We start from the raw sequence: 25,748 nt of genomic DNA on the forward strand, positions 1-25,748 counted from the left end.
ATGAACCCCTATCAATGCCTGCCGCCCCGCGCCTTCTGGCGCACGGCGATCGCCGTGCGGCCCGCCGAACAGGTCGGCGAGCTGTGGTCGCCCGCCTTCGAGATCGACGCCAAGGATGCCATCGTCACCGCCGGTTCCTGTTTTGCCCAGCACATTGGCCGTGCCCTGGTGGCCCGGGAAATGAACTGGCTCGATGCCGAGCCAGCCCCGGCCGACTTGCCCGAGGAGCAGCGCAAGGCGCGACAGTACGGAGTGTTTTCGTTCCGCACCGGCAACCTCTACACCCCGGCCATGCTGCGCCAGTGGCTGCAATGGGCGCTGGATGACCAGCCCCAGCCTGGCGAGACCTGGGCGCATGACGGACGCTTTTTCGACCCGTTCCGCCCCACCGTTGAGCCCGCCGGTTTCGCCAGCGAGCAGGCGTTGTTCGCCTCGCGCCAGGCAACCCTGACGGCGATCCGCCTGGCGGTGCGCCGCGCCAAGGTGTTCGTCTTCACCCTGGGCCTGACCGAGGCCTGGGTCCACCGCGACACCGGCGTGGTCTATCCGCTGTGCCCCGGTACCGTGCGCGGCGAGTTCGACCCGCGAGTTCACCAGTTCCGCAACTTCGGCTTCACCGACACCTGCCAGGCCATGACCGACGCCATCGCGCTGATGCGTGCGGTGAACCCAAGCCTGCGCCTGTTGCTCACCGTCTCGCCGGTGCCGCTGACCGCCAGCGCCACCGGCGAGCATGTGCTCAGCGCCACCACCTATTCCAAGTCGGTGCTGCGCGCCGTGGCCGGCCAGTTGTGCCAGGACCTGCCCGAGGTGGACTATTTCCCGTCCTACGAGATCATCACCGGCGCCCCGTTCAAGGGCGCCTTCTACCAGCCCAACCAGCGCGAGGTGACGCCCGAGGGAGTGGCCTTCGTCATGCGCCAGTTCTTCGCCGGCCTCGCCGCCGAGGCCGCGCCCGTGGCAAGCGTCGCCACCCCGTCCGTAACCTGTGAGGACCTTGTCTGTGAAGACGCCAGGCTCGACTATTACGCCTAGTTTCCTGCTGCTGGGCGATTCCCATGTCGCGGTGGTCGGCCTGGCCGCCAGGGCGCGGGGGCTGGCGTTCGGTGGTGGGCCGCTAGGTGCCGGGCGCGATTTTGGCGTGGATTTCTTCAGCCTGGCGGCGGACGACGTGGCAATGCGCGAACCCGAGCTGGAGCAACTGTATCGCCAGGCCCTCGCCCAGCTCGACGCCCCCTGCCTTGGGCGGATTCCCGGCCCGCTGGTGTGCAGCATCGGCCTGAGCCTGCACTACCTGGCCACCACCCAGAACTGGCTGTGCTACCAGGGCCCGGATGGTGAGTTCGACCCCGGTTTCCTCGACGGGCCGCTGTTCGCCACGATCATCGACACCCTGTCGCGCCCCGCCCTCGCGTTCTACGAGCAGGCACTGACCCTGGGCGTCAAGGTGTACGCCGTGCTGCCACCGCAACGGGTGCCGCCGATGGCCGACCGCCGGGTGTTCATGGCCGCGCAGGCGCTGCTGATGGAGCGCCTGCGCGGGCTGGGCGTGGAGCTGGTCGATGTGCGCGCAGCCGCCAATGACGACCGGGGGCTGCAGCGGGTCGAGTTCTGTGAAGTCGATGATCCGCTGCATGGCAACCTGGCCTTTGGCGAGCTGGTGCTCGATCAGTTGTTGCGGCAGATGGCCTAGGCCCGCGGCCGCCCGCCAAGAATCGTCACCCGCTCGCCATAGCGTGAATGCGGGAAGTAATCCCATACTGCATGGTGCTGGGTGCAGCGGTTGTCCCAGAACACCAGGGTCCCCGGCGCCCAGCGTACCCGGCAACTGAGCACCGGCTCCCGGGCCACCAGGTCGAACAGCATGTTCAACAACGCCTGGCTCTCGCCGGCCGCCAGCTGCACGATATGCGAGGTGAAGCCCGAGTTGACGAACAGCGAAGGCCGCCCGGTCTCGGGATGGCGCACTACCACCGGGTGCTCGGTCTTGGGCAGGCCGGGCGGCGGCGTGTAGCCCTTCCACGGGATCTCGCCGTCATGGATGGCGGTCAGGGTGCCGAGAAATGCCTGCATGGCCGGCGACAGCATCTCCAGCGCCAGGTGCATGTTGGCGAACAGGGTGTCGCCGCCCGTGCCGATGGCCGGGGTTTCCTTCACGTACAGCATCGAGCCCATGGACGGCTCCAGGTCGGCGGTGCCGTCGGTATGCCAGGTCTCGCCCGCGACGAAGCGTGACTGCGCATTGGCGCGGATCACCACCAGCTCCGGGTCGTCGCCGTCGATGTCTTCCAGCGGCAAGGCGCGCAGCTCGCCGAACAGGCGGCCGAAGGCCTTGTGCTGCTCGACGCTGAGCTGCTGGTCGCGAAACACCAGCACGTGGTTTTCCAGGAACGCCCGGCGGATCTCCAGCAACTGCGCCGGCGGCAAGTCGCGCGACAAATCGACCCCTGCAATCTCGGCACCGATGATCGGCGTCAGCCGTTCCACGCTGATGCTGCGGTACGGCGTGCGCTGGGCGCCGGCAATCCGTTCGATGGCGTTCAATCCGTGTTGATCCATGCTTCCCTCGCTGATGCGTGTTGATTGATTTGGCTCGCCAGGCGCTGCAGCCCCGCCGCCAGGTGCGTGGCCGGTGCCATGCGCTGCTCGGTCGAGGTCGCGCAGGCCCAGCTGCAGACCCGCGCCAAGGCGCCGACGACGCTGGCGCACGCCTGTTCGTCAGTGTTGGCATAGGCGCGGGCGGCGACTTCGCTGCTGGCCGCCGCATTGGCCGTGGCGAACGCGTGGGCATTGGCCTCGGTGCTCAGTTGCGCGTAGTGCCGGGCGAAAGCCTCGGCGTCACCGAACTGGCCGGCGATCATTGCCTGGTTGCTCGGCGCCTGGCCGTAGTCCAAGGCACTGTCGTAGGCCTGGGCGTAGGCCGCTTCGGCGTCGTAGGCCCGGCGAAACGCGGGCAACAGTACCGGCCTGAGCGCGGCGCGCCACTCACCGACACGCCCGCGCAGCCCCAGGCCGGCGCGTTGGTGCAGGCGTTGCAATGTGAGCAGCGCCTGGACGTGCTCGGGCAGTGCCTCGGCGAGCAGCGGCAACACCACCTCGGCCTGCCACCGGTGCAGCAGGCGCCAGTACGCCTGCCGCTCCAGCGGCAGTGGCAATGGCCCGGTCTGCAACACCCGCAGCAATGGGCTGAGCCACACAGGTGGCGTAATCTGTTCAGCCAGCATGGGCACCCTCCCCCTGCGCTTGCAGGTCGGCATTGATCGCCTCGGCGATCTGCCGGGCCCAGGGGCCGGCGACGATGCCATAGTGATCGGTATCCAGCGCCGCCCAGTCGCTCAGGCCCGGCAGCAATGCCTGCCAGGCCTGGCGCAGGTCCTGCGCCTGCCAGCCGCTGCCGATGCCGTAGGGGTTGGGCCGCGTGGCGATGAACAGCCGCCCGGGCGTGTCCGCCAGCATGGGCGGCACGTGCCCCAGCATGCTCGCCAGGTTGTTGCGACAGCAGGTCACCAGGCGCTCCAGATAGCGCGCGCCGTCCGCCTCGCCATTGCGCAGGGCGAATTCCCGTTCGAACACCTGCTGGATCTGCGCCTCGTCGATCTGTTGCAACTCGGTGCCGGCATCCGGCGCGGGTGGATCGACCAGGTACAGCGTCGGCGCCTCGCGCCCGGCTTCAACGGCCAGGGCGCACAGGGCCTGGGCCACCCAGGCGCCGAAGGACCAGCCCAGCAGGCTCCAGCGTGCACCGGCGGGCAGTTCGGCCTGAATCGCGTCCAGGTACAGCTGCGCACGGGCCTGCAGCGAGAGGTTGGGCAGCGCCGGCTGGCTCAGCACCGGGTCGGCGATCACCCGCACGCAAAGGTCCGGGTGCAGCGCCGTGGCCAGCTCGCGGTAGGCCTGGACGTCACCACCAACCGGGTGGATCAGGTACAACCAATGGCGGCCGCCCCCCTGCTGCCAGTGGTCGATGCGCAGCGCCTGGCGCCATGGGTCGCCGTCACCCTTGGCCTGCCACGGTTCGTCGGCAACCAGTGCCAGTACCTCGCCCAGGCTGACCTGCGGGCTGAACTGCGACAACTGCACGACCTGGCCGGTGGCGCCCTGCAATTCATCGATCAGGTCGAGCAGGGTCAGCGAGTCAGCGCCCAGGTCGTACAGCGACGCATCGTCCGCCAGCGCGTCCACGCCCAACCACTGGCACAGACAGCCACGCAGGCGCTCGGCCAGGTCGCTCCCGCTCGCCTGCACCACGCCTTGGGGTTGCGCCGCCGCCACGCCATGACGCACAGGGTAGAAGCGCCGAGCGGTTTCCAGTGACGTGGTCGAGACCAGCAGCTGGGGCAGCTGCGCAGCCATGGCTCGCTCGAACACCTCGCAGCCTTCCGCCGCCGACAGCCCGACCTTGAGGTGCTGCTGGTGCGCGGCGTCGCTGCCATGGGTGCGGGTGGCCATGCCGGTGTCGCGCCATATATCCCAGTTGATGCCCAGGCGCAGGCAGCCTTCGTCGGGCGTTGCGCGGTAATGGGCAAAGCCGTCGAGCACGCCGCTGGCTGCGGCGTAGTCCAGGTGCCCCACGCCACCGAACAGTGCCGACATGGACGAGCAGTACAGCACGAAGCCGGGCGTCATCCGTGCGATCAGCGCCTCCACGGCGAGCAGGCCACGGGTCTTGGCGGCCATCGCGGCGGCCATCTCCCGGGCGTCGCGATGCCGGATCAGGCTGCCGGCACCGACCCCCGCGGCATGGATCACCCCTTCGAAGCGCCCGTAGCGGCAGGCCAGGTCCTCGAGCACCTGGGGCCAACGCGTCAGGTCGGCGAGGTCGGCCTGCACCCAGTCGCCCCGCGGGTGATCCATGTCCACCGTCGGCGAACGCGACAGCAGCACCACGCGCCGCCCCTCGGCGCGCAGCAGGTGCTGGCACAGGGTAAGGCCGATGCCGCCAGCACCGAGGATCAGGAACGTGCCAGTGTGCGCGAGGCTTGGCGCCGGGGCCGCCGGCAGCGGGCTGGGCACCAGCCGCGGTTGCCACAGGAAGCCGTCGCGCAGGGCCAGGCGCCGGGGCAACGCCTCGGGCTCGCCCAGCAAGGTGGCCAGGGCGCTGGCTTGCTCGCCCAGCGCCGGGCTCGGGAGGTCCAGCCAATGGCAGCGCAGCGGGTATTCCTGGGGCGCGACTTCGGTCACCCCCGCCAGGGCCGCCAGCTCCGGCCGTGCCACCGCGCCCTGCACCGGGCACGCCTGCCAGGACAGCAGCCACAGGCGCAGGCTGGCGTCACGCGGCGCCTCGCCCCAGGCCTGCAGCAGGCTGCCGGGTGTATCCAGGCAGGCCCATTGCGCCGTCGCCAGGCTGCGCTCGTCGACCGCGCCGCTCACCGACAGGGGCAAGGCGTGCAGCCAGTCCAGCGCCCCTGGCAGTGCGTCGAACAGGCGGCCCAGTGCCTGGGCATCGCACACGTCCAGTTCGAAACGGTCGGCGCCAAGCTGACGGAAACCCTTGCCCGCCCGCACGTGCACGACCCGCTGGCAGGCTTGGCCCAAGGTCGCGAGCACACCTTCGTCGGCGGCGTCATGCGCGCACACCACGAGCGTCCGCTGGCCCTTGTGCACGGCTGCCGTGCCCAGGCGGCGCACGCGCTGCCATTGCCGCTGGTGGAACCAGTCGGCCAGAGGCTTGCGCTCAGGCGTGGTGTGCCCCTGGAAGCGGTAGGTTTCCAGGTCGAAGGCGGATGGCGGCAGGTTCCAGGGCGGCGGCGCCGAACGGCTCGGCCACTGGATCTGCGCACCCTCGTACCAGGCTGCCAGCACGGCCTGGGGCGCATGCTCGCTGGCCAGCAGCCGGACCGACGAGGGACTGACCTCGCGCACCGCCGCCAGCGACAGGGCATCGCCTGCCTGGTAGACCATGCCGAAACGCCAGCGACCCTGGCGACGGCCGCCCTGCAGGTGCCGCAGCAACACCTGCACATCACCGGGGTTGGCCAGCAGCCAGTCGCCGACAACGCTGATATCGCGCTCCAGGGCCGTGCGGCTGTGGGCCGACAGCAGCAACAGCGGCGCCACCGCTTCGTGCACCTGCGGCTCGGCCTGCAACGCGCCGACGATCACATGGGCGTTGGTGCCGCCGATGCCGAAGCTGCTCACCCCGGCCATGCGCCGCTGCCCCTGCGGCCAGGGTTGCGCGGTGGTCGGGATATGGAACGGCGAGCGCATCAGGTCGATCTGTGGGTTGATGGCGGAGAAGCCCAGGTTGGGCGGGATCACCCCGTGGTACACCGCCAGCGTGGCGCGGATCAGCCCGACCACGCCTGCCGCCGCGCCCAGGTGGCCGATCTGGCTCTTCACCGAGGCCAGCGCGCAACTGCCCGTCGGCGCCTCGCCAAATGCCTGGGTCAGCGCGGCGACCTCGACCGGGTCGCCGAGCAAGGTGCCGGTGCCATGGGCCTCGACGTAGCCGATGGCGCCGCCACTCACCCCGGCCTTGTCCAAGGCCTGGGCGATCACCGCGCCCTGTCCGGCCACCGACGGCGCGGTGTAGCTCATCTTGGCGCGGCCGTCGTTGTTCAACGCCGAGCCTTCCACCAGCGCGTAGATACGGTCGCCATCGGCGCGGGCGCGGGCCAGTGGCTTGAGCACCACCACCCCGTAGCCGCTGGCGCCGAGGGTGCCGCTGGCGTCTTCGCTGAAGGGCCTGCACAGCCCGTCGCGGGAGAAGATGTGCTGCGAACGGTGACGGTAACCGTCGGCCAGGGTCGGGTCGATCAGCACCCCGGCCGCCAGCATCAGGTCGCTATCGCCCTGGCGCAACAGGTTGCAGGCCAGGTGCACGCCGATCAGCGAGCTGCCGCAGGCAGCCTGTACGCTCAGCGCCGGCCCGGTGAAGTCCAGGTGGTAGGCGGCCTTGGTGGCGAGGAAGTCCTTGTCGTGGTGCAGGGCCAGCTGGAAGCCGTCCGGCAACTCGCCTGCGCCCTGCTCGCGCAGCATCTGCTGGAAGTAGGTGGTCTCGCCACAGCTGGCCACCAGGCCGATGCGCGGGCCCTCGCTCGACGGCACGATGCCGGCGTGCTGCAGGGCCTGCACGCAGGCCATCAGCAGGTGGCGTTGCTGCGGGTCCATCAGCCGTGCCTCCTGGCGGCTGATGCCGAAGTACTCGGGATCGAAGTCGAGCATGCCGTGCAATTGGCTGCGGGCGCCGACCAGGCCATCGGCAGCGGCGAAGTGCTCGATACCCAGCGCATTGTCCTGGACCATCGCCCAGAACTCGCCAAGGTCGCGGGCACCGGCGACGTTGACCGCCATGCCGATGATCGCCATCGGCTGCTCGCGGGTATCGCTGGCACGCGCACGCTGCGCCGGGGTGGCTGCGTCACGCGCCAGGTGCGCGGCCAGGCGGCGGATCGTCACGTGCTCGAACAGCTCGGCCATGCTCGGGGCACGGGTCAGGGCCTCGGTGTAGCGCGCCTGCAGGCGCATCAGGCCGAGGCTGGTGGCGCCGGCCTCGAAGAAAGTCTGCTGCGGCTCGATGGCATGGCCGATCACCTCGCGGAACAGCGTCGCCAGTTCAAGCTCCAGTGGGCTCGACGCACCCGTCACCACGCGGCGGCGTTCCAGGGGCTCACCCTGCCCGACCAGGGCCTTGCGCTCGATCTTGCCGCTGGGGGTGCGCGGCCAGTCGTCGATGCGTCGGTACTGGTCGATGCGCACATGGGCCGGCAGCTGCCGCGCCACCTGTTGGTCGAGGGCCTGTACCGTCGGCGGCGTGCCAGCAAGCTGCAGCCAGGCGACCAGGCGCGCAGTCTCGCCCTGTACCGTCACCACGGCGTTGGCCACACCGCTCACCGCCATCAATGCTGCCTCGACCTGGCCGAGTTCCAGGCGATGGCCGCTGAGCTTGACCTGCTGGTCGTCACGGCCCACGTAGTGCAGGCAGCCCTCGGCGTCGGCCCAGGCCAGGTCGCCGGTGCGGTAGTACAGGCAGCGGCCACCCTCGGCTTGGGGCAGTTCGACGAAACGTTCGGCGTTGAGCGCGGCATCGCCCAGATAGCAGCGGGCAACCATTGCCCCGGCCACCAGCAGGTAACCCTGGCTGCCGCGGGGCACCGGGCGGTCCAGGGCGTCGACCAGCAACAGCCGGGCATTGTCGACCGCCTGGCCGATGGGCGCGCGCAGCGGCCAGGCGCGCACGTCCGGCGGCAGCCGGTAGGCGCAGACCACATGGGTTTCGGTGGGGCCATAGTGGTTGAACAGGCGGGCCTTGGGCAGGCCTTCGAACCAGGTGCGCAGCGCCTCGCTGCACAGCAACTGTTCGCCGGCCGTCACCACCTCGCGCAGGGACGCGGGATAGATGCCCTGGGCCACGGCGGTCTGTGCCAGGTGCTGCAAGGCCACGCAGGGCAGGAACAGCCGTTCGATGCGCGCCTGTTGCAGATACCCCAGCAGCGCCTCGGCGTCCTGGCGCCAGCGCGGTTCGATCAGATGGTAGCAACCCCCGCCGCACAAGGTGCCGAACAACTCCTGGAACGCCACGTCGAACGACAGCATGGAGAACTGCAAGGTCACCGAACGGGCCGGCAACTGCCCGGCATTGCGCTGCCAGTGCAACAGGTTGCACAGGGTGCGATCGGTCACCTGCACGCCTTTCGGCGTACCGGTCGAGCCCGATGTGAACAGGGTGTACAACGGGCGCTCGCCGCGGTGTCGGGGCCGCGTCAGGCTTGCCGGCGCGGCGTCGAGGTTCACCCGCTGGCAGCGGCTGGCGTCGACATCAAGCGCCTGCAACGCCGACTGCGTGGCCGTGCTGAACAGCACACAGCACGCCTGCGCCTGGGCCAGCACCTGGCGCTGTACCGTCAGCGGATAGCTCGGGTCCAGCGGCACGGCGGTAATGTTGAGTTTGGCCAGGGCGAGCAAGGCGACCACGTGCTCCACCGATGGGGCCAGCAGCAGCACCATGGTCAACGGGCCTTCGCCTGCGTAGCGGCTGGCCAGGGTCGCCGCCAGGGTGTCGGCCAGGGCATCCAGTTCGGCGTAGTCCAGCTGTCGCGGTCCGGCCACCAACGCAGTGGCCTTGGGGGTTGCCTGCACCTGATGCTCGAACCAGTCGGCCAGCGTGACGAACGGCAGGCCAACGTCGGGACCTTCGCTGGCCGCTGGCAGGCGTAGCCGATAAGGCGCCACCAGAGCGTCGAGGGTCGCCCGGGGGGCTGCCAGCAACAGGTCCAGGCCCTGGTGCAGCAACGTGTCCAGCGCGGCTACCTCCTCGGCCTCGAAATGGCTGCACTGGTATTCCCACCAGCACTCCAGCGGCCCGTCACCGCCCACCACCAGCAAGCTCAGCGGGCACTTGGCCTGCGGCGTCGCGTACGGCTCCAGGCTAGCCCGCAAAGGGGCGGCGGCGAGCTTGGTGTAGTCGGTGTTTTCCAGCACGAACAGGTAATCGAACAGGCTATGGCCCGAGGACAGCCGCAGGTCCTCGACCAGATCGGCCAAGGCCACGTCTTGCAAGGCCAGCACTTCACGCACGGTGGCGGTCTGTCGGCGTAGTTGCTCGCCTAGGGGTTGCGTGGCACGCAGGTCGGTGGGGATCAGCACGGTGTTGGCGAACATGCCCACGCTGGCCTCGAACTCGGCCAGCGGCCGATTGGCCACCGGACTGGCGATCCGCGGGCGCTCGCAACCGAGCACCGCGTGCAGGCTCCAGGCGAAGGCGCTGAACAGGACGTCGAAGCGGGTCAGGCGCTGCTCCGCGCAAAAGCGTTCGAGGGCGGCGCTGCGCCGTTCGCCCAGTGGCTGGCGATACAGGCGCCCCCGGGCATCGCCGGGATACCTGGCCGGGCGCGGCGAGGTCGCCTCGCCGTGGCGTGCGTGCAACGCCACCAAGGCGCGGCGCTGTTCACGGTAGGCCGGGCTGACGCTCCATTGCCGCTGCCACAGGGCAAAGTCCAGGGTGTCCAGGGCCGGCGCCGGTGCCTGGCTGTCGCGCCCCTGCAGGGCGTCCTGGTACAGGCTGGCCAGATCATCGAACAGCAGGTTCATCGACCAGCCATCGGTGATGCTGTGGTGCAGATTCAGCAGCAGGCGGCAGCTGCCGTCGGCATGCGGCGCCACCCAGGCGCGCAGCAAGCTCGGGCTGGCCAGGTCGAAGGGGGTGTCGAACACCAGGCTGGCGAAGGCTGGCCAGGTATCCTCGGACAATTGGCCGGGAGCCAGGAGCCGACAGACAGCGGCCGACTCGGTGATCGCCTGCTGCGGGCCGTCGGCACCTGCCACGAACGCGGTACGCAGCGCCGGATGGCGCGCCACCAGGCGGCGCAGCGCTTCAGCCAGGGCCTCGGGCTCCGCACCCGGCGCCAGGTGCAGCACCATGGGCACGTTGTAGGCGGTCGATTCGGGCAAGCGTTGCTGTTCGAGCCACAGGCGGCGCTGTTCGCTGCTGGCCGGGCCGGCTTGGCTGCCATGGGGGGCCGGCGCGGGCGGATAGGCCGTGGCTCCGCCCTGCTGCTCCAGGCGCTTGGCCAATGCGGCGAACGGCTCCTCGAGCAATGCCCCGATGGCGATTTCCTGGTGCCAGTGGCTGCGGATCGCCGAACGCAGGCGCATGGCCTTGAGCGAATCGCCGCCACTGCCGAGCCAGTCGTCCCCGGCGCCCAGGGCGGCCTGGCCAAGCAGTCCACGGGCCTGCTCCAGCAGCCAGTGGAGTTGCGGCGACTGCATGCCCGCCTCGGCTGGCGCGCGCCAAGGCCGGGTGGCCTGGGCCAGCAACTCGGCCTGGTCGATCTTGCCGTTGGCGGTCAGCGGCAGGCGCGGCACCTGGAACAGTTGCTGCGGACGCATCCAGGGCGCCAGGTGCTTGCGCAGGTAAGACTCGAACTCGCGGTAGTCCAACGTCCCGCGTGGCACGAGGAAGGCCAGCAACTGGTGGTCCTCGGCGGCCTGCCGGCGGCTGCAGACATAGGCCTGCGCCACCTGGGGATGTTCGCGCAGGCGCTGCTCCACCTCGCCCGGCTCGATACGGTAGCCGCGGACCTTGACCTGCCGGTCCACCCGCCCCAGGCACTCGACCAGCCCTTGCGCGTTGATGCGCACCAGGTCGCCGGTGCGGTAGTGCTTCTGCAAGTCGCCATCCGCCGTGGGCAGCAGCACGAATCCGCGCGCAGTCTCCTCGGGGCGGTTGCGGTAGCCACGGGCCACGCCGCTGCCGCTGAGGTACAGCTCGCCGACCGCGCCCGGCGCCACCGGCTGCTGTTCTGCGTCGAGCACCTGGATGCCAGTGTCCGGCAACGGCAGGCCGATGGGCACGCTGTCGCCGGCAAACTCCCGTGGGATTGCATGGCACAGGGCGAAGGTGGTGCATTCGGTGGGGCCGTACACGTTGAACAGGCGGCAGGCACTTTGCGGATTGGCCTGGTACCAGGCGCGCAGCGCCACGGCGCCGACCTGCTCGCCGCCGGTCAGCACCTGGCGCAGGCTGGCGAAGCAGGCCGGGTACTCAGCGCTCAGGGTATTGAACAGCGAAACCGTGATGAACAGAGTGTCGACCCGCTGCGCCTCGAGCACTTCAGCCAGGCGCCGGGCGTCGAGCAAGTCGTGGTCAGCGATCATCACGCAGCAGCCACCGTTGAGCAGCGGTGCCCACAGCTCGAAGCTGCAGGCATCGAAGGCCGGGTTGGACAGGCAGGCAAAACGGTCGCCGGGGCGGATATCGATATAGCTGCCGGCCTGCGCCAGGCGCAGCAGGCCGCGCTCCCCCACCTCCACGCCCTTGGGCAGGCCGGTGGTGCCGGAGGTATAGAACAGACACATCACCTCGGCGAAGGCCTGCGGCAACGGCTGCGCCGGTTGCTCAGGGTAGTCCAGCAGCGCCTCGACACTGGCCTCCCACGGCCCCGGCAGCCCTTGGGGCGCATCCGCCAGGCTCAGCACACCGACACAGTCGGCATCGGCCAGCATCAATGCACGGCGCTCGCCGGGGCTGGCGCGGTCCAGCGGCATCACCACGGCGCCGGCCTTGAGCGCGCCGAGCAGCGCCGCCCCCCCCTGCCAGCCACGCGGCAGGTAGAGCGCAAGCGCCTGGCCCGGCAGCACGCCCCGCGCCTGCAAGCCCCGGGCGATGCGTTCACTGGCGCCTGCCAGCTGCGCATAGCTCAGCCGCACTTGTTGATCGATCACCGCCAGGGCTTGCGGGGTGCGCTGTACCTGGGCGGCGAAGCGCGCAAGCACGGTGTCCTGGAGCACGCTCATCATTTGCCCTCCTGGGCGTCGAAACGTTGCAGTTCACGCTGGAGGGTGCGTGACACCCGATGGATCTCGGCGCTTTCGAGCATGTCCCAGTGGCCGCCCTGCACCAGCGTGGCCAGGTAGCCGTCGGCGGCGCGGCACCGCCAGAACGCCCGCAGCCCGCGCAACTGGCCGCGGGTCATGTCTTCCCGCGCCTGCACCAGCACCACCCGCCCGGCCTGGGGTGGGCAGGCGTAGGCGGCCATGGCCAGACGGTTATGGTTGTAGACGTGGAAGTAGCGCTCGACCTGGGCGTCCTCGATACCGGGGTACATGCCGTTGAAGCGCACCAGCTTGTCGCGGAACTCGGCCATGTCGACGGTACCGATCTGCGCCCGGAAGGCCGGATCGTCCGAACCCTGGGTGTCGAGCAGGACCACGCTGACCTGCCCGTGTCCGGCCAAGCGCAGACGGCGGGCCATCTCGTAGGCCACCAGGCCGCCGAACGACAGCCCGGTGAGCAGCAGCGGGCCGTGCTTCAAAGGCTCGATCAGGCGCAGGTAGGCATCGGCCATCGCCTCGACCGTGGGCTCGGTGGCTTCGCCGGGGTTGAGCCCCGGCGATTGCACGCCGTACACACCAACCGCCTCGGGCAGCTCCTTGGCCAGCGACAGGTAGCAGAACGCGGTGCCGCCGGCCGGGTGGATACACACCACGTTGTGCCGCCCCTCGCCCTGGCGGAAGGTGATCAGGTTGCCGTTGTCCCCTTGAGTGGCGGCCCCGTTTCGCAACCAGCCGCCCAGGGCCTCGATGGTCGGGTGGCCGAGTACCACCCGCGCCGGGACCTCGACCTCGAAGGCCTGGCCGATCTGGTAGGCCATCTTCACCGCGGCGATGGAGGTGCCGCCGACGGCGAAGAAGTTGTCGCGAATGCCGATCTGTGGGGCCAGCAGCAGGCCTTTCCAGATCTGGTAGAGGGTCAGTTCGATATGGTCGCGGGGGCTGCCGAGGTTGACCTGGCGCGCGGCCAGATCGTGTTCGGCGCGCTCGGCCAGCGCCTGGCGATCGATCTTGCCGTTGGCGGTCAGCGGCATGGCGTCGAGCCACAGATAGCTGCTAGGCAGCACGGCGCTGGGCAAGGTGTCAGCCAGGTGCGCGCGCACGGCCTGTTCGTCCGGCCTGGCGGGCGCCACGCAACAAGCCACCAGGCGCTGGTGCTCGGCCTGTTCGCCGAGCATCAGTACCACGCTGGCCGTGATCCCGGGGAAGGCCTGCAGCCGCGCCTCGACCTCGCTCAGTTCCAGACGCACGCCGCGCAGCTTGACCTGGAAGTCGTCGCGCCCCAGGAATTCCAGTTGCCCATCGGCACGGTAGCGGGCCAGGTCGCCGCTGCGATAGAGGCGATCACCGGGCACGAACGGGCTGTCGATGAAGCGTTCGGCGGTCAGCGCCGGCAACCCGAGGTAGCCACGGGCCACGCCCACGCCGCCAATGTGCAGGTGGCCGGTGACACCGGGCGGCACCGGCGCATCGAAGTCGTCGAGCACATGGAAGCGGTTGTTGGCGATGGGCCGGCCGATCGGCAAGCGCAGGGCCGGCACCGCGTCACCCGGCGCCAGGGTCCAGATGCTGTTGATGACAGTGGTCTCGGTCGGCCCGTAGACGTTGTGCAGCCGCGCCTTGGGCAGGCGTGCGCGCAACAGCCGCGCCAGGGCCGGCGACAGCTCGCCGCCGCCGCAGAACACATCGCTCAGGCCGTGGCACAGGCTGGCCTCCTCCACCTCCAGGAACAGCTGCAGCATGGCCGGCACGAACACCATCGCGGTGACGCCCTGCTCGCGTACCAGCCGGGCCAGGTAGCCGGGCTCCAGATGCCCGCCGGGCCGGGCGATCACCAGGCGCCCGCCGGTGGCCAGCGGCCAGAAGGTTTCCCACGCCGAGGCGTCGAAACCGAACGGGATCTTGTGCAGCATCGCCCCGGCCTCGCCGCATACGCCCAGGCACCACAGCAGCAGGTTGCCCAGCCCGCGATGCGCGACCATCACGCCCTTGGGCAGGCCGGTGGTGCCCGAGGTGTAGATCACGTAGGCCAGGTGCTCAGGGGTCACGCCCACTTCATGGGCGGCCAGGTTGTCGGCGGCCAGGTGCGCCCAGCACGGGGCATCGGCCAGCAGGTCGAGGACCGGCGCCTCCCAGCCCGAGGCCTGCATGGCCCGGCCCAGGGTGGCGCGGGCCGCGCCCAGCGTCAGCAGTACCGCCGGGGTGCTGTCGCCCAGCATGTGGCCCAGGCGCCCGATTGGGTAGTCCGGGTCCAGCGGCACATAGGCGCCACCGGCCTTGAGCACCGCCAGCAGCGCCACCGGCAATGCCGCGCAGCGCTCCACGCAGACCGCCACGCGCACATCCGGGCCGACGCCCAGGGTGCGCAGGTGGCGCGCCAGGCGATTGGCCTGGGCATTGAGTTCGGCATAGCTCAGCGCCTCGCCCTCGAACACCACCGCGCAGGCCTGCGGGTTGCGCGCCACCTGCGCCTCGACCAGGCGGTGCACACAGTCGACCGGCGTCGGCAGCGGGGCCGGCCGGTTCCAGCCGTGCAGCACCTGCTCGCGCTCGGCCGTATCCAGCAACGACAGCTCGCGCAAGGGCCGCTTGGGATCGCCGGCCACCTGGGCGAGCAGATGGCGATAGTGGCCACTGAGGCGCTCGATGGTGCCGTGGTCGAACAGGTCGGTGTTGTACTCGACCAGCAGGTGCAGGGCACCGTCGCGCTCGCTCCACTCGAATGCCAGGTCGAACTTGGCGGTGGCGCTGCCAGTACCGTGAGGCGACAGTTCCAGGCCCGGCAACGCAACGGCGGCGCCCGGGGTGTTCTGCACCACCATCATCACCTGGAACAGCGGGGAATGGCCGGGGTCACGGGGTGGGTTGAGCGCCTCAACCACCAGGTCGAACGGCACGTCGTGGTGCGCGTGGATTTGCAGCATGTTGCCGCGCACTTCGCGCAGCAGTTCGGCGAAGGTCTGCGCCGGGTCGAGTTGCTGGCGGATCACCAGGGTGTTGACGAAGTGCCCGACCAGGGGTTCGAGCTCGGCCCTGCCGCGGTTGGCGAATGGCGTGCCCACGCACAGGTCGCGCTGCCCGCTGTAGCGCCACAACAGCACGTCCAGGGCGGCGAGCAGCACATTGAAGCGCGTGCCCTGGGTGTGCCGGGCCAAGGCGTCGAGCTCGGCCAGGGTGTCGGCGCCCAGTGTCGAGCTGAAGGTCGCGCCGACGAACCGCTGCACGGCTGGGCGCGGGCGGTCGCCGGGGATTTCCAGCAGGATCGGCGCACCGGCCAGGGTGCGCCGCCAGAAGTCCAGCTGGCCCTGCAGCGCCGCGCCGTCCAGGCGTTGGCGCTGCCAGCAGGCGTAGTCGGCGTACTGTATCGGCAGCGGTGCAAGGCGCGCAGGCACGCCGCGCAGCAGCTCGGCGTAGGCGTTGGCGACCTCGTGCAGGATCACCCCCATCGACCAGCCGTCGGCGACGATATGGTGCACGCTGTACAGCCAAACATGATCCTCATCGCCCAGGCGCAGCAGCGTCGAGCGCAGCAGCGGGCCCTGGGCCAGGTCGAACGGCGCGTGGGCCTCGGCTTCGACGGCGGCGGCCAGGCGCTCCTGGCGCAGCGCCTCGGGCAACTGGCTCAGGTCCAGCACGGCCAGGGGCAGCGGCAGGCTCGCGTGCACCACCTGGCGCGGCTCGCCATCGACGCTGGCGAAGGTGGTGCGCAACATGGCATGGCGTTCGACCAGCACGTTCAGCGCTCGCTCCAGCACGGCAGCCTCCAGCCGGCCCTTGAGCCGCAGCGCCGAGGGCACGTTGTAGAACGGGTTGCCCGGTGCCAGCTGGTCGAGGAACCACAACTGCCGCTGCGAGAAGGACAGCGGGCAATCGACCTGCCCGTGCGGACGGCACGGGATCGGCGCGCTGTCGTCTGGCGCTGCGAGCAAGGCGATCAACGCCTGCTTGTGGGTCTTCAGCGCCGCCATCAGGGCGTCATCGAGAAACCCTTTAGGCGCCTTGCAGCGCAGCTTGTCGCCGTCCACTTCGAGGGCTACGCCATGGCGATCGAACAACGCCAGCAGTTGATGGGCGTTCATACTTCGAATTCCTCCATGTCGTTGTCGTCCTGCGCCGTCACGGCGAGTACCTCAGGCTGCGTGGTTGGCGTTGCATGGGCTGCGCGCAGGCCGCCCACCATCGAATAGACCAGCGCATGGTCGGCGCCCAGGTCGAACAACCCGGCCAACTGGCGCGCCTCCACCGAACCGACGCCGCACAGGCCCAGCCCCAGGTCGGGCGCGGCCATGGTCAGCAACTGCGCCATGGCGCCGGCCTCGATCAGACAGAACTCACGGCTGCCGTCACCGTACAGCGGGCGAATCGCCGCCAGGTCGGCAACGAAGAACAGCGCGAACGCCGCGCCCTCGTACACCGGCCGGTTGACGAAGTAGTCGTAGGTGTCGGCATCCAGCGCACCGTCGCCCATGGCCACCAGGCGATGAGCGACCGGGTCGTGGTAGTAGGCGCCGCCGGGCACCCCGAGCACCCGCCCCGGCTTGATGTACAGGTAGGTCTGCAGCGGATAGGCGCCGCCGGCCGAGGGGAACAGGTACTTCGCCTCGCCGTCGAGCTGCCCCTGGGCCAGCATCGCCAGCAGCCCGGCAAAGGCCTGCGCGGTGATCGGCTGTTCCAGGTAATGGCGCACCGAGCGGTAGTCACGATAACGCTGGATAAAGGCCGGATCGTCCGGCACGCCCAGGGGCACCTGCCGCGCATCGTCGGCGAAACGCCGCCGTGCGCGTTGCTCGGCCTTGAAGCGTGCGCGTTGCTGGGGATCGTCCAGCACCTCGTCGACCTGCGCCCTCGGCGCTTCGTGACGCTGGGGACGCTGGCGGTACAGCGCCAACAGGTTGAGCAGGGTCGGCTGCGCCAGCAGGTGAGCCACATGGGGACGGAAGCCCAGTTCGCTGGACAGCGCGTTGCTGATGCGCACGATGTCGATGGAGGTGGCGCCGAGGCTCAGCAGGTTGGCATCGGCGGCGATGGCCGGCTGGCCCAGTACCTGCTCGACGATCGCCACCAGTCGCTGTTCCTGCGGGCCGTCGAGCAGCAGCTGCGGGCCGCTGGCCGGCGCCTGCTCGGGTTCGGGCAGGCGGCTCTTGTCGACCTTGCCGTTGGCCGACAGCGGCCAGGCGTCCACGAAGGTGAACGATGACGGCAGCATGTACGCCGGCAGCTTGTCGGCCAGGTAGCCGGCGAAGTCGCCGACCTGCAGCGCCGGGTCGGCCTTGAGCACGTAGCCGGCCAGGCGTTTTTGCGCCTGGGCCTCGCCGAGGATGCGCACCACCGCGCTGTGCACGCCCGGGTGGCGATTGAGCACGGCCTCGATCTCGCCCAGCTCGATGCGATAGCCCTGGACCTTGACCTGGTTGTCGTCGCGGCCGAGGAACTCGATGTTGCCGTCGGGCAGCAGGCGCCCGAGATCGCCGGTGCGGTACAGACGCTCACCGCTCAGCGGGTGGTCGAAGAAGCTCCTGGCGCTCAGCGCCTCGTCGCGCCAGTAGCCCTTGGCCAGGCCAATGCCGCCGATGTACAGGTGGCCGGTGGCCCAGGTCGGGCGCACCTGCAGGGCCTCGTCCAGCACGTGGAAACGCTGGTGATCCAAGGCCTTGCCGTAGGGAATGCTGCGCCACGCCGGATCGACCTGGGTGATCGGGTAGCCGATCGACCAGATCGACGCCTCGGTGGCCCCGCCCAGGCTCATCATCTGCAACCCCGGGCGCAGTGCCCGGGCGCGTTCGGGCAACGCCAGCGGGATCCAGTCGCCGGACAGCATGGCCAGGCGCAGGCTCGCCGGCAGCGCCCTGCCCTCGCCCTCCAGGTACTCGACCAGCATGCCCAGCAGCGCCGGCACCGAATTCCACACACTCACCCGATGACCCTCGACCAGGGCGGCCCAGTGCGCCGGGTCGAGGCTCAACTGCGGTTCGAGCATCACCACCGCCGCGCCCGCCGCCAGGGTGCCGAAGAAGTCGTACACCGACAGGTCGAAGCTCAGCGACGAGATGGCCAGCACGCGGTCCTGCGGGCCCACGGCGAAGCGCCGGTTGATATCGAGCAAGGTGTTGACCGCGCCCTGGTGGTCGATCACCACGCCCTTGGGGGTACCGGTGGAGCCGGAGGTGTAGATCACGTAGGCGAGGTCATCGGGGCGCACGTCCACTTCGCGCAGCGCTTCGGCCGCGCTGTGCGCCTGCTCGCTGACCGTCAGCGCGGTAATCTGCGCCGGCCACGCCACCTGCTCCAGCAGGCCGGGCTGGGTCAGCGCCAGGGTGGCCTCGGCGCGTTCGAGAATGTGCTGCAAGCGCGCCTTGGGCAGGGTCGGATCGAGCGGCAGGTAGGCGCCGCCGGCATACAGGATCGCCAGCGTCGCCACTACCTGCTCCCAACCACGCTGCATCACCACCGCGACCAGGCGATTGCGCTGCGCGCCGCGCGCTTGCAGTTGCGCGGCCAGTTGGCGGGCCTCCTGACGCAGCTGGCCGTAGCTGAGCTCACGGGTGCCCAGCACCGCGACGGCCTGTGGCGTGGCCAGGGCCTGGCGCTCGAACAGCGCGTGCATCAACGGCAGGTCTCGTGGCGCCGCCGGTGCTTGCGGCAGGCGCGCCTGGGGCAGCAACTGCGGCGTGCTGGCGGCCCAGGCTTCAGGGGCGAGCAGGCGATCGAGCAGCGCGTTGTAGGCGGCGAACATCTGCCCGATCATGCCTTCGGGGAACAATGCATCGATGCTGTCCCAGTTGAACAGCAGGCGGCCTTCGAGCTCGAGCAGGGTGTGGTCGAGCCACACGTGCGGGGTCTGGGTGATGCTGTGTTCCAGCGTCGCGCCCAGGGCGTCGGCCAGGTTAAACTCGGCCAGCTCCGGCGCGGCTTCCGACAGGGTGCTGTTGAACACGATCGGCATCGCCGTCTGCTGCACGCCGCGGGCCTGGGACAATTCGCGCAGCACGCGCACGCCGCTGACCACCGAGTGGTCGATGTCCTGCCACAGGCGTGCCTGCACGGCGCGGGCCTTGTCGGTGAAGCTGGCGGTGCCGTCGATGGCAACCTCCAGCAGTACCAGGGAGGTGAAATCACCGATGATCGCGTCCACCTGCGGGTGCAACGGCAGGCGGTTGAACAGCGGCAGGCTGAGGGTGAAGCGCGGTTGCCGGCTCCACAGCGCCAGTACCTCGCTGAACGCGGTCAGCAGCATCACCGACGGGGTGACGCCGAACCGCCGGGCCATGGCCTTGAGCTGGGCCCACTGCGCCGCCGGCATGTCGCGATCGCGCCGGGTGAAGTGCGGGTTGGCGATGCTTTCCGGCTGGCATACCCGTGGCAAGTCCGGGGCCGGGGCCAGGTGCTCGATGCGCCCGCGCCAGTAGTCCAGGGCCTGCGCGTAGCGCTGGTCGGCGCGCAGCCGGCGCTCGGCCAGCACGTAGTCGCGGAAGGTCACGCCCGGCTCGGGCAGCGCCCGCTCGGGGTCGTGATAGAACCCCATCAGCTCGCGGGCGAGGATCTGCGTGCTGGCGGCATCGACCACCAACGCGTCGAGGCTGATATGCAGGTGGCTGATGCCATGGTCGAGCAGCGATACACTGAAGTCGAACAGCGGCCATCGGCTGGCGTCGAGCACCTGGTGCGACTGACGCTCGCGGGTGGCCAGCAAGGCCTGGTTGGCCGCTTCTGCGCCCAGGCCACGCAGGTCGTGCACGGCCATGCTGTAGCGCGGCACCTGCTCCAGCACTTGCTGGGTGCCATCGCCGAGGAACACCACTCGCAGCATGTCGTGGCGCAAGATCATGCGGTTGAGCGCGGCCTCGAAACGCGGCACATCGAACGCCGGTATGCGCAGTTCCTCGTAGCCGTGGGCGCTGACGCCGCCGAGGCTGACGCTGGCTTCGCGGCCGAACCAGTAGGCCTGCTGGATATCGGTGAGCGGGAACGGCGCGTGACGGCTCGCAGGATCGGGCCGCAGCGCCTGAACCTCGGACGCGGCCTGCCCGTGCGCCATGGCTTTGGCCTGGGCGGCCAGGTCCATGAGCACGGGCGCCTGGAACAGGCTGCTCAGCGACAGCTGCGTGCCCAGGCGCTGGTTGACCGCGTAGACCAGGCGCGTGGCCAGCAGCGAATGCCCGCCCAGGTCGAAGAAGTTGTCATGGATGCCGACCCGCTCGCACTTGAGCACCTCGGCCCAGACCTGGGCCATGCGCTGCTCGGTGTCGTCGCGTGGCGCCTCGAAATGCGCCGCGCCGCCGCGCTCGGGCGCCGGCAACGCCTGGCGGTCGAGCTTGCCGTTGCGGGTCAGTGGCAGTTGCTCCAGGCTGACCCAGGCGCTGGGCAGCATGTGCTCGGGCAACTGGCGCTGCAACGCGGCGCGCAGGGTCTGCGGCGCTTGCTCGCCGACCACGTAGGCCACCAGGCGTGGGTCGCCGGCGACGTCCTCGCGCAACAGCACGGTGGCGTCGCGCACGCCCGGTTGCTGGCGCAGCAGGCTGTCGATCTCGCCCAGTTCGATACGGAAACCGCGCAGCTTGACCTGCTGGTCCGCCCTGCCCAGGTATTCGAGGTTGCCGTCGGCCTGCCAGCGCGCCAGGTCGCCACTGCGGTACATGCGTGCGCCAGGCTCGGTGCCGAACGGGTCAGGCAGGAAGCGCTCGGCACTCGCTGCGCTGCGGTTGAGGTAGCCGCGGGCCAGGCAGGCGCCGGCAATGTACAGCTCGCCGGACACCCCCACCGGCAGCGGATTGAGGTCGCCGTCCAGCACATAGAGCCGCGCGTTGGTGATCGGTTTGCCGATCGGCGGCAGTTCCGGCCAGTGTTCAGCCTCGTCGCAGGCGAGGCTGAACTGGCTGACCACATGGGTCTCGGTGGGCCCGTACTGGTTGCGCAGGCGCGCGCCACCCAGCCCGCAGACCAACCGGCGCAGCGCATCGTTGACCTGCAGCGCCTCGCCGGCGGTGACGATCTCGCACCCACCAGCCGGTCCGGGAGCGTCGGCCTCGGTCAGCGCGGCCAGTTGTTGCAACACGGCGAACGGCAGGAAGGCGCGCCCCGCCGCCTGGGCCACCAGGGTCGGGCGCAGGGCGGCCAGGTCCTTGCGCCCGGCTTCGCTCATCAGCAGCAGGGTGCCACCCTGGCACAGGGTGCTGCAGATCTCCTGGAACGACACGTCGAAGTTCAGCGAGGCGAACTGCAGCACCCGGCGCGGCGCCGGGTCGTCGTCGAGTTGCCAGCCGATCAGGTTGTCCAGGGCGCGGCGGCTATGGGCCACGCCCTTGGGTCGCCCGGTCGAGCCGGAGGTGTACAGCACATAACCGAGGTTCGCCGGGCTGACCACCACCTGCGGATCGCTGGCCGGGCAGCCGGCCCAGCGGGCCGCGTCGCGATCCAGGCACAGCAGCTCGACCGTCTGCGGCAGGCCCGGGCACAGTGAGGCCTGGGTCAACAGCAGGCTTGGCGCGGCGTCGGCGAGCATGAAGGCCAGGCGCTCGGCCGGATAGGCTGGATCGAACGGCACATAGGCCGCGCCCGCCTTGAGGATCGCCAGCAGGCCGACGACCATCTGCGCCGAGCGTTCCAGGCACAGGCCGACCCGCTGATCGGGGCCGACACCTTGGGCGATCAGGTGGTGGGCCAGGCGGTTGGCCGCGCGGTTCAACTCGGCGTAGCTCAGGGACTGCCCGTCGGCGACCAGCGCCACGGCACCCGGCTCACGCCGGGCCATGGTCTCCAGGCGCGCCATGCAGCCCGGCTGGCTGGCGGTGTCGCGGGCCGTACGGTTGAAGGCCTCCAGGACCTGCCCGCGCTCAGCGCCGTCCACCAGCTCAAACGTGGCGATCGACTGCGCGGGGTCATCGACCATGGCCTGCAACAGGCGGCGCAGGTATTCGCCGAAACGCGCCACGGTAGCGGACTCGAACAACCCGCTGGCGTACTCCAGGCCGCCGACGATCTCTCCGTCGCGCTCGCTCAACGCCAGTTGCAGATCGAACTTGGCCACCCGCTGGCGCGCCGGCACGGTGCTGACTTCAAGGCCCGGCAAGGCCAGGGTCTGGCCCTGATCCTGCTCCCAGGCGAACAGCACCTGGAACAACGGGCTGTAGGCCAGGCTGCGCGACGGGTTGAGCAGTTCCACCACCTGTTCGAAGGGCAGGTCCTGGTGGGCCTGGGCCTGCAACGTCAGCTGGCGGACCTGACGCAGCCATTGCGTCAGAGAAGGGGCGCCGCTGCGGGTAACGCGCAAGGCCAGGGTGTTGACGAAGAAGCCGATCAGCCCGTCCAGCGCCGGGTCCGGCCGGTTGGCCGAGGGTACGCCGATGACCACGTCGTCCTGGCCGGACAGGCGCATCAGCAGCAGCGACCAGGCCCCCAGCAGGACCATGAACAGCGTGGTACCCTGGGCCCCGCACAGTGCCTTCAGGCGTGCGGTCAGGGCGCGGTCCAGCACCAGTGGCACGTAACCGCCGCGATAGTCCTGCACGGCCGGGCGCGGGTGATCGGTCGGCAGCGTCAACAGCGCCGGCGCGCCTTCCAGCGCCTGACGCCAGTAGCGGCGTTGGCAGTGCAGGCGCTCGCCGGCGAGCCACTGCCGGTGCCAGGCGGCATAGTCCACGTATTGCACCGCCAGCGCAGGCAACAGGGCCTCGCGGCCTTGCACGGCGGCGCCATACAGCGCCTCCAGGTCACGGGTCAGCACGCCTACCGACCAACCATCGGAGATGATGTGATGCTGGGTCAGCAGCAGCACATGCTCGTCCACCGCCAGGCGTACCAGGCAGGCACGCATCAGCGGCCCTTGGGCCAGGTCGAAGGGCCTTGCGCCCTCCTCCTCGATCAACGCCTCAAGGCGCGACTGCGCATCAGGCAGGCCGTGCAGGTCGACCTGGCTGAAGGCCATGCCCTGGTCCGCGGCGCCAATGAGTTGGCGACCCTCGCCCTCGATGCTGACGAAGGTGGTGCGCAGTGCTTCGTGGCGGGCCACCAGGCGGCCCAGGCTCGCGACCAATGCCGTCACCTGCAACGGGCCCCTGATGCACAGGTTCAGCGGCATGTGGTAGGCGGCATTGCCGCCCTCCAGCTGGGCCAGGAACCACAAGCGCTGCTGGGCGGACGACAACGTTTGCGCGCCGGATCGTTCGATTGCGACGATCGGCATGCGCGCCTCGTCCCGGCTAGCCTGGAGCCGCTCGGCGAAGTCCTTGAGCCGCGGGTATTCGAACAGCAGCGCCGGCGCCACTTCGCGGGCCAGTTCCTGGCGCACCCTGGCCAGGATGCGCATGACCAGCAGCGAATGGCCGCCAAGGGCGAAGAAGTGGTCGTCGCGCCCGACCCGCGCCAGGCCCAGTACCTCGGCCCAGATGGCCGCCAGGGTGGTTTCCAGCGTGCCCTGCGGCGCCTGGTAGTGGGCTTGCTCGAAGTCACCGGCCTGCGGTGCGGGCAGGCCGCTGCGGTCGAACTTGCCATTGGCGGTCAGGGGCAAGGCTGGCATGGCCACGTAGGCGCTCGGCAGCATGTAGTCCGGCAGATGCGCACCCAGCTGTTCGCGCAGGGCCGCCGGGGTCAAGCCGGCGCCCGGCTGCTCGGCGTAGTAGGCCACCAGGCGCGGCTCGCCCGGTGGGTCCTGGCGCAGCAGCACCAGGCTTTGCCGTACGCCGGCCACTTGTGCCAGGCGTGCCTCGATTTCGCCCAGTTCCAGGCGCAGGCCACGCAGTTTGGCCTGCTGGTCGCCGCGACCAAGGAACTCGAGCTGGCCATCGGCGTTCAGGCGCGCCAGGTCGCCGGTGCGGTACAGGCGCTCACCTGCCACATAGGGGCTGTCGATGAAGCGTTCGGCGCTCAACTGCGGCAGATTCAGATAACCGCGCGCGACACCGACGCCGCCGAGGTACAACTCCCCCTCCTCGCTCGCCTGCCCCTGCGCGTCGAGCAGGTAGACGCGGCAGTTGGCCAGCGGTCGACCGATAGGCAGCACGGCGTCGGCGATATCGAGCGCCGGTACTTCGTGGCAGGTACTGTCGATACTGGCCTCGGTCACGCCGTAGGCCTGCACGATCCGCACCCGCTCGCCGCACAGGCGGCGCAGCTGGCGGGCACTGTGGGCGGTCCAGACGTCCGAGCCGCACACCACGGTGCGCAGGAACGACAGGTCGCGATCGTTCGCCTCGGCCCAGTCCATCAGCGGGTTGAGCACCGCCGGCACGAAGTCGCCGAAGCCTACCTGCGCTTCGCTCAGCAGGCGGTACAGCGCGGGCGGGTCCATCAGCGTGTCACGCGGGCACAGCACCAGGGTGCCGCCAAAGCCCAGCGCGCGAATCAGGTCGGCGCTGAACACGTCGAACGAAAAGCCCGCCATCTGCAGGTGATTCAACGGTGCCTGCAGCGAATAGAAGCGGCCCCAGGCGGCGCTCAACGCAACCAGGCCATGGTGCTCGACCATCACCCCCTTGGGGATGCCGGTGGAGCCGGAGGTATAGATCACATACGCCAGGTGACGGGGCGTCAGGCCGATCGCCTGCGGGTCGGGATCAAAGACCGGCTGCTCGGCCCAGGCGTGCTCCTCGTCCAGGTCGAGTACCACTGCCGCCTGCTCCAGGCCAGCGAGCAACGCCAGTGCCCGGCCGTGGCCAAGCAGCACCGCCGGCGCGCTGTCGGCCAGCATGTGCGCCAGGCGCGCCCGCGGGTAGGCGGGGTCCAGCGGCACGTAGGCGCCCCCGGCCTTGAGCACCGCGAGCACGGCCACCAGCATGTCCAGCGATCGCTCGACGCACAGGCCGACCCGCACGTCCGGGCCGACACCCTGGGCACGCAGGTGATGGGCCAGGCGGTTGGCCCTGGCATTGAGCTCGCCATAGCTCAGCGCATCCTCGCCATAGCGCACGGCGATGGCTTGCGGCGCTCGCCGTACCTGCGCTTCGAACAGGCCATGCACACACTGGTCGCTGTCGAACGGTGCGTCGTGGTGCCAGTTATCGGGTAAAACAGCGGCTTGCGCGCCGGCCATGCCGCGCGTGGAGGGGGTGTCGAACATCGGGCTGCCATCCGTGAGTATTGTTTTTATTCGGTGCGCGCAGGACGACGGGCGTCCTGCCGGTCGGGTCGGTCATTCGGGGGAGATCAGGGGCCAGGCGCGGCGCGGGCGCGCGCAGCAGTGAGGCGCACAGCGTGCGACCGGGGGATGGCGCACGTGAAGGGACATGTGGCGAGCACGGGCGCATGGCCCGTCATATCGACGATTCCAGACTGCGTGACCAATTGAAACCTCACCATCCTTATGGGGGCATGCAAGGGCCACGAGCGTTGAGCCTGGGTGGTCCCTTCGGCTGCGTTACCGATGACCTGTGGGCCGTCGGTTTTCCAATTGCGCCGGGCTCCTGGCCCCGGGCGCTGGCGGATGATAACCATGAGGGTCCGCGGCAAGGCAACAAAAACAGAAAATTTAATGCTTGTTTGTTTGC

General features: G+C 69.8%; 7 protein-coding genes. 2 read left to right on the plus strand and 5 right to left on the minus strand.

The features are described 5' to 3' along the window. Together LOY42_RS13365 and LOY42_RS13370 are read left to right on the plus strand one after the other, a co-directional pair. Positions 1-1,035 (plus strand): GSCFA domain-containing protein, encoded by a 1,035-nt coding sequence (locus LOY42_RS13365; RefSeq protein WP_258597921.1) that lies wholly within the window; start codon positions 1-3, stop codon positions 1,033-1,035. Continuing rightward, positions 1,004-1,693 (plus strand): hypothetical protein, encoded by a 690-nt coding sequence (locus tag LOY42_RS13370; protein WP_258597922.1) that lies wholly within the window; start codon positions 1,004-1,006, stop codon positions 1,691-1,693. Before LOY42_RS13365 ends, LOY42_RS13370 begins: the two co-directional genes overlap by 32 nt. On the opposite strand, the gene LOY42_RS13375 is transcribed toward LOY42_RS13370, so the two are convergent. From LOY42_RS13375 to LOY42_RS13395, 5 genes are read right to left on the minus strand one after another with little or no spacing between them, the layout of a single operon-like run. Beyond that, the gene (locus tag LOY42_RS13375; protein WP_258597923.1) at positions 1,690-2,559 is read right to left on the minus strand and encodes a TauD/TfdA family dioxygenase; all 870 of its coding nucleotides are present in this window, start codon (positions 2,557-2,559) and stop codon (positions 1,690-1,692) included. The genes LOY42_RS13370 and LOY42_RS13375 overlap by 4 nt on opposite strands. After that, the gene (locus LOY42_RS13380) at positions 2,541-3,224 is read right to left on the minus strand and encodes a hypothetical protein (protein WP_198754128.1); all 684 of its coding nucleotides are present in this window, start codon (positions 3,222-3,224) and stop codon (positions 2,541-2,543) included. The genes LOY42_RS13375 and LOY42_RS13380 overlap by 19 nt, the downstream gene beginning before the upstream one ends. After that, entirely contained in the window at positions 3,214-12,237 is a 9,024-nt protein-coding gene (locus LOY42_RS13385; protein WP_258597924.1) for a non-ribosomal peptide synthetase, read from the minus strand. The genes LOY42_RS13380 and LOY42_RS13385 overlap by 11 nt, the downstream gene beginning before the upstream one ends. Continuing rightward, positions 12,234-16,349 (minus strand): amino acid adenylation domain-containing protein, encoded by a 4,116-nt coding sequence (locus LOY42_RS13390; protein ID WP_258597925.1) that lies wholly within the window; start codon positions 16,347-16,349, stop codon positions 12,234-12,236. Before LOY42_RS13390 ends, LOY42_RS13385 begins: the two co-directional genes overlap by 4 nt. Beyond that, a complete protein-coding gene (locus LOY42_RS13395) occupies positions 16,346-25,321 on the minus strand; it encodes an amino acid adenylation domain-containing protein (RefSeq protein ID WP_408981054.1) in 8,976 nt (2,991 codons plus the stop codon). The genes LOY42_RS13390 and LOY42_RS13395 overlap by 4 nt, the downstream gene beginning before the upstream one ends. Positions 25,322-25,748 lie beyond the last annotated feature (427 nt).

The sequence above is a fragment of the Pseudomonas sp. B21-023 genome, assembly GCF_024749165.1.
Taxonomy (GTDB): Bacteria; Pseudomonadota; Gammaproteobacteria; order Pseudomonadales; family Pseudomonadaceae; genus Aquipseudomonas.

What these genes read in the sequence shown, in the direction of transcription:
- LOY42_RS13395 (WP_408981054.1), bottom strand. Translation starts at nt 25,321, where the DNA reads ATGTTCGACACCCCCTCCACGCGCGGCATGGCCGGCGCGCAAGCCGCT.
- LOY42_RS13385 (WP_258597924.1), bottom strand. Translation starts at nt 12,237, where the DNA reads ATGATGAGCGTGCTCCAGGACACCGTGCTTGCGCGCTTCGCCGCCCAG.
- LOY42_RS13380 (WP_198754128.1), bottom strand. Translation starts at nt 3,224, where the DNA reads ATGCTGGCTGAACAGATTACGCCACCTGTGTGGCTCAGCCCATTGCTG.
- LOY42_RS13365 (WP_258597921.1), top strand. Translation starts at nt 1, where the DNA reads ATGAACCCCTATCAATGCCTGCCGCCCCGCGCCTTCTGGCGCACGGCG.
- LOY42_RS13390 (WP_258597925.1), bottom strand. Translation starts at nt 16,349, where the DNA reads ATGAACGCCCATCAACTGCTGGCGTTGTTCGATCGCCATGGCGTAGCC.
- LOY42_RS13375 (WP_258597923.1), bottom strand. Translation starts at nt 2,559, where the DNA reads ATGGATCAACACGGATTGAACGCCATCGAACGGATTGCCGGCGCCCAG.